Origin of the sequence: Streptomyces sp. 840.1 (assembly GCF_003751445.1) — a bacterium.
In the GTDB taxonomy this organism is placed as follows: domain Bacteria; phylum Actinomycetota; class Actinomycetes; order Streptomycetales; family Streptomycetaceae; genus Streptomyces.
This window is the reverse complement of sequence record NZ_RJUU01000001.1, coordinates 4,599,377-4,614,422: the sequence shown is the minus strand read 5'-3', so window position 1 is coordinate 4,614,422 and position 15,046 is coordinate 4,599,377. Positions and strand designations below refer to the sequence as shown.

16 protein-coding genes are annotated in these 15,046 nt (G+C 72.9%); 1 reads left to right on the top strand and 15 read right to left on the bottom strand.

What is annotated here, in order from left to right; genetic code table 11:
* Positions 1-126: 126 nt before the first annotated feature.
* From lgt to hisI, 11 genes are all read right to left on the bottom strand, one after another.
* A complete protein-coding gene (gene lgt, locus EDD93_RS21095) occupies positions 127-1,128 on the bottom strand; it encodes a prolipoprotein diacylglyceryl transferase (RefSeq protein ID WP_123526628.1) in 1,002 nt (333 codons plus the stop codon).
* 98 nt (positions 1,129-1,226) lie between these two features.
* Entirely contained in the window at positions 1,227-2,054 is an 828-nt protein-coding gene (locus EDD93_RS21090) for a thioredoxin domain-containing protein (RefSeq protein ID WP_123526627.1), read from the bottom strand.
* Between the two features lie 75 nt (positions 2,055-2,129).
* Positions 2,130-2,942: a tryptophan synthase subunit alpha gene (gene trpA, locus EDD93_RS21085; RefSeq protein WP_123526626.1), complete on the bottom strand. Its 813-nt coding sequence runs from the start codon at positions 2,940-2,942 to the stop codon at positions 2,130-2,132.
* Complete coding sequence (gene trpB, locus EDD93_RS21080) at positions 2,939-4,225, bottom strand: tryptophan synthase subunit beta (protein WP_123526625.1); 1,287 nt, start codon at positions 4,223-4,225, stop codon at positions 2,939-2,941. The genes trpA and trpB overlap by 4 nt, the downstream gene beginning before the upstream one ends.
* 148 nt (positions 4,226-4,373) lie before the next feature.
* On the bottom strand, positions 4,374-4,550 hold the full coding sequence (gene trpM, locus EDD93_RS40285; RefSeq protein ID WP_123527900.1) for a tryptophan biosynthesis modulator TrpM: 177 nt from the start codon (positions 4,548-4,550) through the stop codon (positions 4,374-4,376).
* A gap of 47 nt (positions 4,551-4,597) precedes the next feature.
* Positions 4,598-5,407 (bottom strand): indole-3-glycerol phosphate synthase TrpC, encoded by an 810-nt coding sequence (gene trpC, locus EDD93_RS21070; RefSeq protein ID WP_123526624.1) that lies wholly within the window; start codon positions 5,405-5,407, stop codon positions 4,598-4,600.
* A gap of 115 nt (positions 5,408-5,522) precedes the next feature.
* Positions 5,523-6,029 carry a DUF2752 domain-containing protein gene (locus EDD93_RS21065; RefSeq protein WP_185092397.1) on the bottom strand — a complete coding sequence of 169 codons (507 nt, stop codon included), beginning with the start codon at positions 6,027-6,029 and terminating at the stop codon, positions 5,523-5,525.
* Positions 6,030-6,109: 80 nt separating this feature from the next.
* A complete protein-coding gene (locus tag EDD93_RS21060; RefSeq protein ID WP_123527899.1) occupies positions 6,110-6,358 on the bottom strand; it encodes an HGxxPAAW family protein in 249 nt (82 codons plus the stop codon).
* A 137-nt stretch (positions 6,359-6,495) separates the two neighbouring features.
* Positions 6,496-7,155 carry a TIGR02234 family membrane protein gene (locus EDD93_RS21055; protein WP_123526622.1) on the bottom strand — a complete coding sequence of 220 codons (660 nt, stop codon included), beginning with the start codon at positions 7,153-7,155 and terminating at the stop codon, positions 6,496-6,498.
* A 97-nt stretch (positions 7,156-7,252) separates the two neighbouring features.
* Positions 7,253-8,740 (bottom strand): anthranilate synthase component I, encoded by a 1,488-nt coding sequence (locus tag EDD93_RS21050; RefSeq protein ID WP_123526621.1) that lies wholly within the window; start codon positions 8,738-8,740, stop codon positions 7,253-7,255.
* 11 nt (positions 8,741-8,751) lie between these two features.
* The gene (gene hisI, locus EDD93_RS21045; protein ID WP_123526620.1) at positions 8,752-9,135 is read right to left on the bottom strand and encodes a phosphoribosyl-AMP cyclohydrolase; all 384 of its coding nucleotides are present in this window, start codon (positions 9,133-9,135) and stop codon (positions 8,752-8,754) included.
* 84 nt (positions 9,136-9,219) lie between these two features.
* On the opposite strand from hisI, the gene EDD93_RS21040 reads away from it, so the two are divergent.
* On the top strand, positions 9,220-9,852 hold the full coding sequence (locus tag EDD93_RS21040) for a TIGR03085 family metal-binding protein (RefSeq protein WP_123526619.1): 633 nt from the start codon (positions 9,220-9,222) through the stop codon (positions 9,850-9,852).
* A gap of 1 nt (position 9,853) precedes the next feature.
* Here the strand turns inward: EDD93_RS21040 and EDD93_RS21035 are convergent, their stop codons facing one another.
* The 4 genes from EDD93_RS21035 to EDD93_RS21020 all read right to left on the bottom strand — a co-directional run bounded on the left by EDD93_RS21035 (position 9,854) and on the right by EDD93_RS21020 (position 14,862).
* Positions 9,854-11,104, bottom strand: coding sequence for an MFS transporter (locus EDD93_RS21035; protein WP_123526618.1), 1,251 nt, complete (start codon positions 11,102-11,104; stop codon positions 9,854-9,856).
* Positions 11,105-11,129: 25 nt separating this feature from the next.
* Positions 11,130-11,717, bottom strand: coding sequence for a transcriptional regulator (locus EDD93_RS21030; protein WP_123526617.1), 588 nt, complete (start codon positions 11,715-11,717; stop codon positions 11,130-11,132).
* A gap of 38 nt (positions 11,718-11,755) precedes the next feature.
* Positions 11,756-13,339, bottom strand: a complete 1,584-nt coding sequence (locus EDD93_RS21025) for a cation acetate symporter (RefSeq protein WP_123526616.1) — start codon at positions 13,337-13,339, stop codon at positions 11,756-11,758.
* Between the two features lie 173 nt (positions 13,340-13,512).
* Entirely contained in the window at positions 13,513-14,862 is a 1,350-nt protein-coding gene (locus tag EDD93_RS21020; RefSeq protein WP_123527898.1) for a helix-turn-helix domain-containing protein, read from the bottom strand.
* Between the last annotated feature and the right edge of the window lie 184 nt (positions 14,863-15,046).

Sequence of the window (15,046 nt, the reverse complement as noted above, 5' to 3'; positions counted from 1 at the left end):
AAGCCTGCAAAAGCGTTCAAGCCCGTCCGGCGATTGAGGACAAGGCCCGGCGCCACGCTCGCGGCGCACAGAACGAGGAGGGGCCGCCGGATGATCCGGCGGCCCCTCCTCGTCGTCGCGGCGGTATCAGCCCTTGGCCGTCTCCGCCGCGTCCTTCGTCTCCGAAGCCTCGGACGCGTCGGACGCATCCACCGCATCGGCCTCGACCGCGGCGTCGTCGGCCTTCGCCGCATCGGCCTTCGCCTCGTCGGCCTTCGCGTCGTCGGCCTTCGCCTCACCGGCGTCCCCGGCCTCGACCGCGTCCGGCGTCTCCGCCGCCTCCGGCTCCACGATCTCCTCGCGACCCGGCCGTACCTTCGCCGAGATCACCATGTAGACCACGGCCAGCACGAACACGATCAGCGCGGTCCACACGTTCAGGCGAAGACCCAGGATGTGGTGGGCCTCATCCACGCGCATGTACTCGATCCACGCGCGGCCGGCGCAGTAGGAGGCGACGTACAGCGCGAACGCCCGCCCGTGCCCGAGCTTGAACCGGCGGTCCGCCCAGATCACCAGGAGGGCCACACCGATGCACCACAGCGACTCGTACAGGAACGTCGGGTGGTAGGTACCCGCCACCCGGTTGGGGCCCTCGCTGATCTTCAGCGCCCACGGGACGTCGGTCTCCCGGCCGTACAGCTCCTGGTTGAACCAGTTGCCCCAGCGGCCGCAGGCCTGGGCGACGGCGATACCGGGGGCGAGCGCGTCGGCCCAGGCCGGCAGCGGGATCCCACGGCGGCGGCAGCCGATCCAGGCACCGACCGCGCCCAGCGCGATCGCACCCCAGATACCGAGGCCGCCCTGCCAGATCTTGAAGGCGTCGACCCAGTCCTCACCGTCGCTGAAGTACAGCTGGTAGTCGGTGATGACGTGGTAGAGCCTCCCGCCGACGAGGCCGAAGGGCACCGCCCAGACGGCGATGTCGGCGACGGTGCCGGCTCTGCCCCCTCGGGCGATCCAGCGCTTGTTGCCGAGCCAGACGGCGACAAACACACCGATGATGATGCAGAACGCGTAGCCGCGAAGCGGGATCGGGCCGAGATCGATCACGCCGGTCGACGGGCTGGGAATGTAGGCAAGGTCCATGACAGGGTCGACGCTACCTTGCCGGGCGGGAGGTGCGGCAACCCGCCCGACAACGTCTGGGTAACGAGCGGGTCATCGATTCCCCAGGTTTCCGCCGCTCAGGACCCGGACGGGGCGGGGGTGGCCGTGCCCGCGCCCTTGCCCTTGTTGGCCTCCGCGACCCACTTCTTCAGGTTGGCGACGGTGATGGGTTCGTTCCCCTTCTTGGGGAAGATCGACACACCGTTGAGCAGCGCCGTCGGCGTGCCCTGGAAGCCGCCGTCGCGGAACGCCTTGTCGGACTTCTGGACCCAGCTGTCGTGCGTGCCGTCCTCGACACAGCTGCGGAAGGCGGGGGTATCGAGGCCCTCGACCTTCTTGGACAGGTCGATCAGCTTGCTGTTGTCGCCGAAGGCGTCGTCGGACTCCTGCGGCTGGTTGCGGTACAGGATGTCGTGGTACGCGGAGAACTTGCCCACGTCCTGGGCGCAGGCCGCCGCGTTGGCTGCCTTGAGGGAGCCGCTGCCGCCGAGATTGCCGTCGATCAGCGTGGCGAGGTGGTACTCGACCTTGAGCTGCTTGCTCTGCTCCAACTGGTGGATCGTGTCCCGGAACGCGTTCTCGAACTGGGCGCAGACCGGGCAGCGGAAGTCCTCCCAGATCGTGAGCGTGGACGGGGCGTCGTCCGCTCCCACCTGGATGGCGAGGCTGTCCTTGCCGGTCGCGCCCGACGGTGCGACGGCGGGACCCGACGCCTTGTCCTTGTCACCCTTGCCGCCGCTGTTCGCGGCGATCACGCCGACGACGGCGGCCAGGGCGAGAACCCCCACCACGGCGGTCGAGACGATCAGCGTGCGGCGGCGGCGCTCCCGCGCCTTCATCTGCTCACGCTGCTGGATCAGCCGGTCTCGCGCGGCCCTTTTTCCCTCTTGGTTCTTCTCGCTCACACCGCAGCAACGAACCGGGGAGGCACTCTCGTGCCTCCCCGGTCCCAGGTCCACCCATTCGGGTTACGCCCGGTGTCAGCGCTTTCGAACACCCTCGGCCAGATCGGCCGCCAGTGAGCGGACGGCCGCCAGGCCGGCCTGCTCGTCCGGCGCGTCCAGCATCCGCTTGACGAAGGCGGAACCGACGATGACCCCGTCGGCGAAGCCGGCGACCTCGGCCGCCTGGTCCGCGTTGGACACACCGAGGCCGACACAGACCGGGAGGCCGGTGGTGGCGCGGGTGCGGCGCACCAGGTCCTGAGCCTGTTCGCCGACCGAGACGCGGGTGCCGGTGACCCCCATCAGCGAGGCGGCGTAGACGAAGCCGGAGCCGGCCGCCGTGATGGTGGCGAGGCGCTCGTCCTTGCTGCTCGGCGCGACGACGAAGACGGTCGCCAGACCGTGCTTCTCGGCGTGCTCGCGCCACAGGGCGGACTCCTGGACCGGCAGGTCGGGCAGGATGCACCCGGCGCCGCCCGCCTCGGCCAGCTCGGCGGTGAAGCGTTCGACGCCGTAGCGGTCGATCGGGTTCCAGTACGTCATGACCAGGATCGGGATGCCGGTCGCCTCGTGCGCCTCGCGGACCGTGCGCATCACGTCGGCGATCTTGACTCCGCCGCGCAGGGCGATGTCGTCGGCGGTCTGGATGACCGGTCCGTCGAGCACCGGGTCGCTGTGCGGGAGACCCACCTCGACGACGTCGGCGCCACCGGCGGCCACCGCCTTGACGGCAGCGATGCCGCCGTCGACGGTCGGGAAGCCGGCGGGCAGGTACGCGATCAGCGCGGCCCGGTCCTCGGCCTTCGCGGCGGCGAGGGTGGTGTTCAACAGCTCGATGTTGCCGCTCACTTGGCGTCCCCCTCGATCTCGGCGCCGTGGCCGGCCGCGTCCGCCTCGACGGCCGCGTCGGCCTCGTACAGCCCGAAGTACCGGGCCGCCGTGTCCATGTCCTTGTCGCCCCGGCCGGACAGGTTGACCAGGATCAGGCCGTCCTTGCCGAGCTCCTTGCCGACCTCCAGGGCCCCGGCCAGCGCGTGCGCGCTCTCGATGGCCGGGATGATCCCCTCGGTGCGGGAGAGCAGCCGCAGCGCCTGCATGGCCGCGTCGTCGGTGACCGCGCGGTACTCGCCGCGGCCGATGTCCTTCAGGTAGGCGTGCTCCGGGCCGATGCCCGGGTAGTCCAGGCCGGCCGAGATGGAGTACGGCTCGGTGATCTGGCCCTCCTCGTCCTGGAGGACGTAGCTGCGCGAACCGTGCAGGATGCCGGGCTCGCCCTCGGTCAGGGTCGCCGCGTGCTCGCCGGTCTCCACCCCGTGGCCGGCCGGCTCGCAGCCGATGAGGCGGACGTCCTCGTCCGGGATGAGGGCGTGGAAGAGGCCGATGGCGTTGGAGCCGCCGCCGACGCAGGCGACCGCGGCGTCCGGCAGCCGGCCGGCCCGCTCCAGGATCTGCCGCCTGGCCTCGACGCCGATGACGCGGTGGAAGTCGCGGACCATGGCGGGGAAGGGGTGCGGGCCTGCGACCGTGCCGAAGAGGTAGTGCGTGCGGTCCACGTTGGCGACCCAGTCGCGGAACGCCTCGTTGATGGCGTCCTTGAGGGTGCGGGAACCGGACTTCACGGCGATGACCTCGGCGCCGAGCATCCGCATCCGCGCCACGTTGAGCGCCTGGCGCTCGGTGTCGATCTCACCCATGTAGATGGTGCATTCGAGGCCGAAGAGCGCGCAGGCGGTCGCGGTGGCGACGCCGTGCTGGCCGGCCCCGGTCTCCGCGATGACGCGGGTCTTGCCCATGCGCCTGGTGAGGAGCGCCTGGCCGAGCACGTTGTTGATCTTGTGCGAGCCGGTGTGGTTGAGGTCCTCGCGCTTGAGGAAGATCCGGGCGCCGCCGGCGTGTTCCGCGAAGCGCGGCACCTCGGTGAGGGCGCTGGGGCGGCCGGTGTAGTTGACCATGAGCTCGTTGAGCTCGGCGGCGAACGCCGGGTCGGCCTTCGCCTTGTCGTACTCGACGGCGACCTCGTCCACGGCGGCGACGAGCGCCTCGGGGATGAACTTGCCGCCGTATGCGCCGAAGTACCCCTCGGCGCTGGGGATCAGACCGTCCGGGTCCGGAATGAAGAAGTCAGATGACATCCGACGTGTGCTCCTCGACATGGCATGGGTGGATGCGTGGATTCACCGTATTGCGCCGTGAGCGGAGCGCCGCCTCGGCCGGGGGCCGGGCGGGTGCGGTCGTGCGGGTTCCGCCTGGTGGGCGGTGGGTGCGACGGCCGGGGCTCGCTTACTGCGCGGACCCCGTGCGCCATCGCATGCCGTTGACCTGGCCGGGTTCGTCACCGATCACGTACCGCACCCGCCGGCCGTGCACGCGGCGCGCGGGGGCGCGGCAGCCGCGGGGGCGGCAGCCGCGCGCCAGCGGCGCGTGCGGGTCCCGGCCGGCGGCCGCGGCGGGGCGCAGGCCCGGCCGGACTCGGGGCGCGGAACGGTCGGCGGACACGGGTGGGCTCAGCCCCGTCCGTGCCGGAGCGCGGGGTGGGCGCCGGCGGCGACCAGGTCGGCGACGGCGACCCGCGGGTCGCGGCCGGTGACCAGGGACTCGCCGACCAGCACGGCGTCGGCGCCGGCGTTGGCGTAGGCGATGAGGTCGTGCGGGCCCCGGACACCGGACTCGGCGACCTTGACGATGCGGTCGGGGATCTCGGGGGCGACCCGCTCGAAGGTGGAGCGGTCGACCTTGAGGTCCTTCAGGTTGCGCGCGTTGACGCCGATGATCCGTGCGCCGGCGTCCACCGCACGCTCCGCCTCCTCCTCGTCGTGCGCCTCGACCAGCGGCGTCAGGCCGATGGACTCGGCGCGCTCGATGAGGGAGACCAGGGCCTCCTGGTCGAGGGCGGCGACGATGAGCAGCGCGAGGTCGGCGCCGTACGCCCGTGCCTCCCACAGCTGGTACGAGGTGACGATGAAGTCCTTGCGCAGGACCGGGATGTCGACCTTGGCGCGGACGGCCTCCAGGTCCGCGAGCGAACCGCCGAAGCGGCGTTCCTCGGTGAGGACGGAGATGACGGACGCGCCGCCGGCCTCGTAGTCCGCGGCCAGTGCGGCGGGGTCGGCGATGGCGGCGAGGGCCCCCTTGGAGGGGCTGGAGCGCTTTACCTCGCAGATGACGGTCACGCCCTCGCCGCGCAGGGCGGCGACTCCGTCCTTCGCCTGGGGGGCGCGCGCCGCGCGTTCCTTCAGCTCATCGAGGCTGACGCGCGCCTGCCGCTCTGCGAGGTCGGCGCGTACGCCGTCGATGATCTCGTCGAGCACACTCACGCGATCGGCCCCCTTCCGGGACGGTGACAAGAGAACAGGATCAGCCATGCCGATGGTATCCGCAGGAGGCCGATGGGCCCGCATCCGGCCGACGAATGTCCCACTACCTGGGCATTCACGGCGCCAGCGCCGATCCGAACGGCAGATTCCGGACGACTGTGAAGATCATCAGAACGGCTCCGACCGCCCACCAGTGGACGGGCCTCAGCGCGAGCCGCGCGGGCCTCCCGGCGGCCGATCGGACCATCCACAGGACCCAGGCCACGGCGAAGATCCCGTAGCCGATGACGGCGAGCGCGTTGGAGCCGAACGCCGCCCCGATGTCGCCGTGTGCGACGGCGTACGCGCTGCGCAGCCCGCCGCAGCCGGGGCAGTAGATGCCGGTGAAGCGGAGCAGCGGGCAGACCGGGTAGTGGCCCGGTTCGTTGGGGTCGACGGAGCCGACGAGGACGAAGGCCCCGAGGACGCCCGCCATGACACCGGCCGGGCCGGCGATCCGCCGCAGCCGTGAGGCGGGGACGGGGGCCGGCGGGAAGACCGGTGGGAACGGGCCCGGCGGTCCGGGCGCGGGGCGGTGGCCCGGCGGCGGCGGGGCGGCGGCTGGAGATGGCGAAGCGTCCACCCGGTGATTGTCGCCGCTGACGCGGAAAGGCGCAGCCCGGTCCGGGCTGCGCCTCGCGTGCGTACGTCCCCGCAACGGGGTCAGGAGGTCTGGGCCTGCCCGGCGCGGGCCCTGGCCTGCGCCAGCTCCGTCGACTCCTTCGGCATGCCGAGACCGGCGGCCTTCATCGCGAGCCCGACGATCCCGCCGACGACGGTGACGGCGATTCCGGCCCAGAAGCCGAGGGGGTTGGCCGCGACCATGAAGACGCCTGCGATGCAGAAGCCGATGAACGAGATGATGACACCGGTCCAGGCGGCCGGGGTGTGTCCGTGGCTGCTGCCCGCCATGAGTTGCTCCTCGTTGGTGTTGCGCTGTTGGTATCGCTCGGTGTCGCTGTGCGCAGAGCCGGTGCCGCTGTGGGTGCCGCTGTGCTGTGAGCTCGGCCCATTGTCCCGTACGTGCGGAGCGGACGTGAGCTGGGGGGTCATGCCTCGCGCGTCGGGTCCTCGCCGCGGTCCAGGGCCTTCCACAGGTCCTCGGGCCGGTCGGGATCCATGGCCTTGGGGGCCGTCCTGCGGGGGCGCGGGGTGCCGTCGCGCTCGTAGCGCCCCGACATGGTCGGCCAGCGCTTGCCGTAGCGCAGGGCGAGCAGCCCGGCGAGCAGGATCAGCAGACCGCCGGCCGCGGTCACGTAGGGCCAGGCGGTGTGGCTGAGGGCGCCGATGGTGGCGGCGCTGTCGCCGGTGCTCTGGGCGGCCTGCTCGTCGAGCGCGGCACTGTCGGCCGCGCCGAGGAAGGCGCTCAGGGCGGCGCCGAAACCGCTGAGGGCCAGCAGTCCCGCGACGAGCAGCCGGCCGCCGCTGCGGACGGCGAAGACGGCGACGAGGGCGGCCAGGCCGACGATGGCGAGGGCGGCCGGGACGCCGGTGACGTCCTGTCCGTCGGCGCTCAGGGGCAGGGCGCCGCCGCCGACCGATGCCCGGCCCCGGGCCCAGGTCTGCCCGGAGGCGAGCAGGACGACGGTGGCGCCGGCGGCCCCGAGGAGCAGGCCGGCGGCCAGGGACCGGCGGCTTCCCGCGCTGTCGGGCGCGGAGGCGGCTTCGGCACGGGGCTGGGGTACGGGGACAGCGCTCACATACCCCACTATCCCCTACCGCCCCCGGGCAACGGGCACATGGGGGGTGTGAGATGGCGCCCCCGGCCGTGCTCCGGCCGCTCCCCCGGGCGTCCGTCCTCCTGGCTCACGCGCCGCGGAGGCGGTTGGCCGTGTGGACGGCGCGGAGCACCGCCGCGGCCTTGTTGCGGCACTCGGTGTCCTCGGCGACCGGGTCGGAGTCGGCGACGACGCCCGCGCCGGCCTGGACGTACGCCGTTCCGTCGCGCAGCAGGGCGGTGCGGATCGCGATGGCCGTGTCGGAGTCCCCGGCGAAGTCGAGGTAGCCGACGCAGCCCCCGTAGAGGCCGCGGCGGCTGGGTTCGAGCTCCTCGATGATCTGCATGGCGCGCGGCTTCGGGGCGCCGGAGAGGGTGCCCGCCGGGAAGCAGGCGGTGAGGACGTCGAAGGCGGTGCGGCCCTCGGCGACGCGGCCGGTGACGGTGGACACGATGTGCATCACGTGCGAGTACTTCTCGACCGACATGAAGTCGACGACCTCGACGCTGCCGGGCTCGCAGACCCGCCCCAGGTCGTTGCGGCCGAGGTCGACGAGCATCAGGTGCTCGGCGCGTTCCTTGGGGTCGGCCAGCAGTTCGTCGGCGAGTGCCTGGTCCTCCTGCGGGGTGGCGCCTCGGTGCCGGGTGCCGGCGATCGGGTGGACCATCGCGTGGCCGTCCTCGACCTTGACGAGCGCCTCGGGGCTGGAGCCGGCGACGTCGAAGCCGTCGAACCGGAAGAGGTACATGTACGGCGAGGGGTTGGTGGCGCGCAGCACCCGGTAGACGTCCAGCGCGCTTGCCGTGCACGGTGTTTCGAACCGCTGGGAGGGCACGACCTGGAAGGCCTCACCGGCCCTGATCCGCTCCTTCACGTCCTCGACGGCGTCCTGGTAGGCCTTGCCGCCCCACAGTGCGGTGTAGGGCGGGAGCTCGGAGGGCGGCAGTGCGGCGGGGGCGTTCTCGACGGGGCGGCGCAGGTCGCGCTCCATGGCGTCGAGCCGGGCCACCGCGTCGGTGTACGCCTCGTCGACGCCGGTGGCCAGGTCGTTGTGGTTGATCGCGTTGGCGATGAGCAGGACGCTGCCGGCCCAGTGGTCGAGGACGGCGAGGTCGGAGGTGAGCAGCATGGTCAGCTCGGGGAGCTTCAGGTCGTCGCCCGTGCTCTCGCCGATCTTCTCCAGCCGCCGCACGATGTCGTAGCCGAGGTAGCCGACCATGCCGCCGGTGAAGGGCGGCAGTCCGGCCTCCTGGCCGTGCGGGGTGTGCAGGGTCTCGATGGTGGCGCGCAGGGCCTGGAGCGGGTCGCCGTCGACGGGGACGCCGACCGGCGGGGTGCCCAGCCAGTGGGCCCGGCCGTCGCGGGCGGTGAGCGTGGCGGCGCTGCGTACGCCGATGAAGGAGTAGCGCGACCAGGTGCGGCCGTTCTCCGCGGATTCGAGGAGGAAGGTGCCGGTGCGCTCGCCCGCGAGCTTGCGGTAGAGGCCGACCGGCGTGTCGCCGTCCGCGAGGAGCCTGCGGGTGACCGGGATGACGCGCCGGTCGATGGCCAGCTTCCGGAAGGTGTCGAGGTCCATGGCGGCTGACCCTACTGTCCGAGGGGGAGGACGTCGGCGTCGAAACAGGTGCGCTCGCCGGTGTGGCAGGCGGCACCCGTCTGGTCGACCCGGACGAGGACGGTGTCGGCGTCGCAGTCCAGCGCGACGGACTTGACCTGCTGGATGTGGCCGGAGGTGTCGCCCTTGACCCAGTACTCCTGGCGGCTGCGCGACCAGTAGGTGCAGCGGCCGGTGGTCAGGGTGCGGTGCAGTGCCTCGTCGTCCATCCAGCCGAGCATCAGCACCTCGCCGGTGTCGTACTGCTGGGCGATGGCCGGGACGAGGCCGTCGGCGCCGCGCTTGAGGCGGGCGGCGATGGCGGGGTCGAGTCCGCCGGCGGGCGGAGGGGTGCCGGGCGTGGGCGTGCTGGTCATGTGTCCATTGTGCCGTGGCCGGGAGGGCCGTCCGGGCGTGCGTCCACTGGGCGGACGCTGGACACCGGTCGTACGCTGGCGGACATGTCGACCCATGCGAAGCGCGAACGACTTCTGCTTGCCGACCTGTTGGAGGGGGCGGGCCCGGAGGCCCCGACCCTCTGCCACGGCTGGACGGCCCGGGATCTGGCGGCCCATGTGGTGGTGCGGGAGCGCAGGCCCGACGCGGCGGCCGGGCTGGTGATCGGCCCGCTGAAGAGCCGGAGCGAGCGGATCAGAGACGAGTTCACCTCGAAGCCGTACGAGGAGCTGATCCAGCTCATCCGTACGGGTCCGCCGCGGATGTCCCCGTTCGGCGTGAAGCAGCTGGACGAGGCCGCCAACACCGTGGAGTTCTACGTCCATACGGAGGACGTGCGCCGGGCCCAGCCCGACTGGACGGCGCGTGAGCTGGACCCGGTCTTCTCCGATGTCCTGTGGTCGCGCACCGAGAAGGCGGCGCGGGTACTGGGGCGGAAGGCCCCGGTGGGGCTGGTGCTGCGCCGCCCCAACGGTCAGACGGCGGTCGCGCACAAGGGCACCCCGGTGGTGACGGTGACCGGTGAGCCGGGAGAGCTGCTGCTGTTCGCGTTCGGGCGGCAGGACGCGGCGCGGGTGGAGCTGGAGGGCGACCAGGACGCGATCTCCCGGGTGACGACGGCGAAGCTCGGGATGTAGCTCAGCGCGGGAGTTCCGCGCGCCGCAGCGCGGCGGGCAGCAGGCCCGCGACGGCCCCCGCCGCGCACAGCGAGGCGCTGGCGAAGAAGACCGGGCCGGTGCCCCAGAGCGCCACGGCCGCACCGGTGGCGGGGTAGCTGAGCGGCGCCAGGGCGTGGGTGAACAGGGTCGATACCGAGGTGACCCGGCCCAGGTAGGCGGGGTCGGCCGCGGTCTGCGTGAGAGCTCCGCACAGCGCGCCGCCGAGGCCGACGAAGAGCCCGACGAGGAGGGCGGCACCGGCCGCGAGCGGCACCGAGGGCGCGTAGGCCAGGGCGGCGATGGCGAGCGCGCCGATCAGCACGGTGAGGCACATGGTGAGCCCGGCCCTGGGGATCCGGCCGCGCACGGCGAGCACCAGGGCCGAGGCGCCCGCTCCGATGCCGAAGGCGGCGACGATCCAGCCCATCCCGGAGGCGCCCCAGCCGCGCTCCTCGCTGAGCAGGATCAGGCCCAGGTTGAGCGGGCCGACGAAGCCGAGCTCGCTGATGGCGACGACGAGCATCAGCGGGCGGAGCAGCGGGTGACGGCGGATGTGGCGCAGCCCGTCGACGAGTTCGCGCCAGGCGGTGCCTGCGGGTACGGCGTCGGCCGCTTCCGCCGCCGGCAGCGGGCGCATCCTTACGGAGAGCAGCAGCGGCAGCGAGACGGCGAAGAGCACACCGGCCGAGGCGAAGCCGAGGGCCGGGCCGCCGACCGCGACGGCGACGCCGCCGAGCGGGGCGCCCACGACCGTCGCGGTCCGGGTGGCGAGGCCGCGCATCCCCTGGACGCGGGCGAGCTGGCCGGCAGCGGTGATCCGGGGCGGCAGGGCGCCGACGGCCGGGAGGAAGAGGGCGTCGGCGGCGCCGAAGACCAGGGCGACGACGAGCAGCATCCACACCGTGGGCGAGGTGAGGAGCAGCGCCCCGGCCAGGCCGAGGATGACGAGGCAGCGGACGGTGTCGCTCACGACCACGACGCGGCGGGGCCCGAACCGGTCGGCGAGCACTCCCCCGCCGAGCAGCAGCAGGGCCCTGGGTATGGCGCCGGCCGCCAGTACGAGGCCAGTCTGGGTGGCGCTTCCGGTGCGGGCGGCGGCCCAGGCGAGGGCCATGTAGTAGAGGTTGTCGCCGACCGTCGACGCGGTGTAGGCGCCGAGCCAGCGCAGGACGTTGCCGTCGCGGTGGGCGGGGCGCGCAGGCGCTTCGGTGGCGCTGAGGGTGACGGTCACGGGGGCGTCCTCTCGGGTGGGCGGGTCAGGTCCGGAACGGGAAGCCGTACAGGTGCAGCGCGACGTTCTCGCGGTTCTCCGTGTCGCCGGCCTCGTCCCGGGCACGGCCCTGCTCCTCGTACCGGTTGATGACCGCGTGCAGCTCGCGTTCGAGCGAGGAGAGCTCCTCGGGGTTCAGCCGGGCCAGGTACTCCGAGGTGAAGGAGCTCTTGCGCCAGGGGGGCGTCCAGCTCCGGTACGCGTCCAGGAAGCGGCGGTACAGCTCGATGTGCTGGTCGAACGAGAGCCGGCTGACGGCGGTGTGGGTGGCGGCCTTCTCGGGCGCGTCGCTGAAGTCCTCGTCGTGGAAGCGCAGCCCCTTGGAGGCGGGCTGCCACCAGCGTTCGCGGCCGTCCCTGCCCGGCCCCTCGGCCGCCTCGATCAGGCCGTGGTCGGCGAGCTTGCGCAGGTGGTAGCTGACCAGTGAGACCTGTTCGTCGACCTGCTCCGCGAGCTGGGAGGCGGTGGCCTGCCGGGTGATGTAGAGCGCCCGGTAGAGCTTCATCCGCAGCGGGTGCCCGAAGGCCTTGAGGGTGCCGAGGTCGGACACCCGGCGTGACTCGTTGCTTGCCATGCCTCAACCGTAGACAGGAAAGAAAACTTGCACAATATTTATTGCGCAATAAAAGTTGTGCGATCGGGCCGGACACGGGCCCGCCCCGATCGGGAGCCGAGGTAGCCCAGGAGGAATCCGGCCGGAATCGTGACGAGACCCGGGGTCTGGAGCGGGAACCAGTGGAAGTCGCGGTCCGGGAAGAACGAGACCGGCGTGCCGGAGACCGCGGGAGAGCCCGCCATCAGTACGGCGATCAGCGGCAGTGTGCCGTACACCGTCCAGCGCACGCCCCGCGCGTTGAAGCCCGGCCTGAACAGCCCGTACAGCAGGACGGGCGGCAGTACGGAGGCGGCGGCCGCGAACGAGAGCGAGAGCAGCACCTGCGGATTGCGGTCGTGGGTGAAGGCCGCCGCCCAGACGGAGAGGGCGCCGGTCAGGACGACGGCCAGCCGGGCGCGCAGGATCTCACGGCCCGGGGACCGGTCGGACGGGACGGACGTACGGGCGCGGGCCTTCGCCGGGAAGTCACGGGCGAGGGACGAGGCGGCGGCCAGAGTGATGCCGGCCACCGCTGCCAGCGTCGTGGCGAACACCGCACAGGCGACGAGCGCGAACAGCGGGCTCTGCCTCGGTCCGTCGGCGCCCGGGTCAAGGGCGCCCGTCACCAGCAGCAGCGCCGTGCCGCCCGCCGGGTCCGCGGCCTGGAGGACCTTGCGGCCCAGCAGTGCGGACGCGCCGAGTCCGACCACGACGACACCGAGGCACAGAACGCTCACGGGGACCAGCGCCCAGCGGGTGGCACGGCGCACGGTCCAGCTGTCCCGCATCGGGTGCAGCCGCATCATGATGTGCGGCATGCAGGCGGCTCCGAGGACCAGGGTGAGCTGGAAGCCGATCAGATCCAGGGCGCCCACGGCGGTGTGGCCGAACTGCAGCCCGGGGCGCGCGTAGGCGCCGCCCGCCCCGCTGCCCTGCCGGGCCGCGTCGAACAGGGCGAACGGGTTCCAGCCGTAGCGGGCGAGCACCAGTGCGGCGAGCAGGGTCACGGCGGCCAGCACCACCGCCACCTTCAGGATCTGGATGTAGCCGGTGCCGCGCATTCCGCCGACCGCGCAGTAGCAGACCATCAGCGCGCCGCCGGCGACGGTGCACCCGGTCAGCGCACCGTCCGGAAGGCCGAACACGGCGGCCATGACCCGGCCTGCGGTGGCAAGTTGCACCAGCAGCAGCGGGGCCAGGACAACCAGGGCAGTGACCCCCAGGGCGCGGCGTACGGAGGGGTCGCCGAGCCTGTCCGCGAGAAAGTCCCCGAGGGTGAACACGCCCTTGCGGCGCAGCGGTTCGGCCAGGATCCGCAGGACGAGAACCAGTGAGACGACGGTGGCGACGGCGAACAGGACGCCGTCGAAGCCGGCGAGCGCGACGGCACCGGTGGTGGAGAGCAGAGTGGCCGCCGAAATGTAGTCGCCCGCGATGGCCAGACCGGAGCCGGCCGGCCCGAGTGCCGCGCTGCCGCCCGCGTAGAAGTGCTCCGGATCGTCCTGGTCCGCCGCGGCCAGCCCGCACAGCAGCAGGGAGACGGCGACGAATCCGAGGAAGACGACCACGCCGAGCGACCGCGCGTCGAAGGCGCCGCTCACCGGTGCGTCCCCGGGGAGGGGAAACGGTTCGCGGGGGTGCTCGGGGGTTGTAGAGGCATGACGGACACGGCATCAGGCGCCCGGCCGTACGTACAGCGCAGGCGGCGGGTGCGATGCGCGAGTACAGCCCGCACCGGCACGCACTGTGCGGGATCACAGCGGGCGCCCTGCGTTCAGCCGGCCAGCAGGCGGCGCGCGGCCAGCGCGAGCGATACCTCGACCGCGTCGGACGGGCGGGTCAGACAGCGGCCGGTCAGCTGCTCGAAGCGGCGCAGCCGGTTCAGGACGGTGTTGCGGTGGCAGTAGAGCCGGGCTCCCGCCCGCTGGGCGGAGCCGTCGGAGTCGAGCCACGCGGTGAGCGTGTCGATGAGTACGCCTCGGTCGGCGGGGTCCAGCAGGTCCAGCGGCCCCAGCACCCGGTCGGCGAGGGCCGTGCCGAGGCCGGGGGACGAGACGACCAGGGCTGCGGGCAGCTGCTCGTCGAGCAGGACGGTCCCGCCGCCGGCCGGGCACGCCCGCAGGGCGGTCTCGGCGAGCCGCCGGGCGTCCCCGACGGCCGCCAGCCCGTCGACGACGGAGCTGATGCCGACCCGGGCACCGGGCGGCACGGACAGCCCGGCGGCCAGGGCGGCGAGTGCGGCGTCGCCGTCGGCCCGGCCGGGCCGCGTACCGGTCCCGTCCGGGGCCGCCGTGAGCGCCGCGCGGGGTCCGGCCGTCGCACCCGGCGTCAGCGGCAGGATGGCGAACTCCGCGTCCGGGCCGGGGTGCCAGAGCGGGTCGGCGCCCGTGGGCAGCGCCATCGGCGGGTGCTCGGCGCCGTGCGGGGCGCGGCGGGCGGTGGAGACCGCGAGCACCGCGTACCTGCCGTGCTCCGGCAGCCCCAGCACGGCTGCGGCGTCCGGCAGTTCGGCGATCCGGGCGGTGCCGTCCAGCAGCGCCGCTGTCATCAGGCGCCGGCGGTTCTCCCGGCGCCAGGCCAGCCGGCGTTCCGTCTGCCGGTAGGCGTCGGTGACGACACCGCAGTGTTCGTCCACGAAGTTCCAGACGTCCGCCGCGATGTGGACCAGCAACCGGATGTCGTCGGGGTGGCGTCGCGCGGTCTCGTCCACCAGGCCCTGCCAGACCATCGCGCCGCCCATCCGGAAGGCGTGCAGGACGGCGTCGAGGGGCAGGCCCTGTGCGGCCCGGACCTCCGCGATCCGCCGGGAGGTGCGGTGGGCGGCGTCCCGGAACTCCCGGGGCTGGATGAGCGATCCGACGTTGTGCCGCAGCGAGTGGTGCACCTCCTGCCAGATCTCCGCCGCGTCCGTCTCGATCGCCGTGCGGTAGGCGGGTTCCTGCTCCCGCAACGCCTCGACGAGCCGGTCCGTCAGCTCGGGCAGCGCCTCGATCAGCACCCGGGCGGCCCGGTGCAGCGCGGCGACGGCGTCGCGGTCGGCCAGCGAACGGAAGCGGCGTGGCACCGGCGCGACGGGTGGCGGCCCGTGCACTGCCCTGACCCGTGAACGTACGACCTGCGGCATGGCGGCCTCCACCGGGATTCGGCCGGCTCCGGGAATCGGCCGGCTCCGGATCGCCCGGCCCGCCGTTGGGCATGAGCACACCGAACGATCCTGACGCCCGCAGAATGACATACCGCCCAGTCGGTACCTAGGGGTCTGCGGCGTACTTCTCATCACGGTCCTGCAACCTCCCGGCTCCGGCCCT

Bases quoted from the DNA above. Each gene is read 5' to 3' on its own strand.
- EDD93_RS21030 (WP_123526617.1), bottom strand. From the start codon at position 11,717: ATGGCAAGCAACGAGTCACGCCGGGTGTCCGACCTCGGCACCCTCAAG.
- hisI (WP_123526620.1), bottom strand. From the start codon at position 9,135: ATGACCAGCACGCCCACGCCCGGCACCCCTCCGCCCGCCGGCGGACTC.
- EDD93_RS21050 (WP_123526621.1), bottom strand. From the start codon at position 8,740: ATGGACCTCGACACCTTCCGGAAGCTGGCCATCGACCGGCGCGTCATC.
- EDD93_RS21020 (WP_123527898.1), bottom strand. From the start codon at position 14,862: ATGCCGCAGGTCGTACGTTCACGGGTCAGGGCAGTGCACGGGCCGCCA.
- lgt (WP_123526628.1), bottom strand. From the start codon at position 1,128: ATGGACCTTGCCTACATTCCCAGCCCGTCGACCGGCGTGATCGATCTC.
- EDD93_RS21060 (WP_123527899.1), bottom strand. From the start codon at position 6,358: ATGGCGGGCAGCAGCCACGGACACACCCCGGCCGCCTGGACCGGTGTC.
- EDD93_RS21040 (WP_123526619.1), top strand. From the start codon at position 9,220: ATGTCGACCCATGCGAAGCGCGAACGACTTCTGCTTGCCGACCTGTTG.
- trpB (WP_123526625.1), bottom strand. From the start codon at position 4,225: ATGTCATCTGACTTCTTCATTCCGGACCCGGACGGTCTGATCCCCAGC.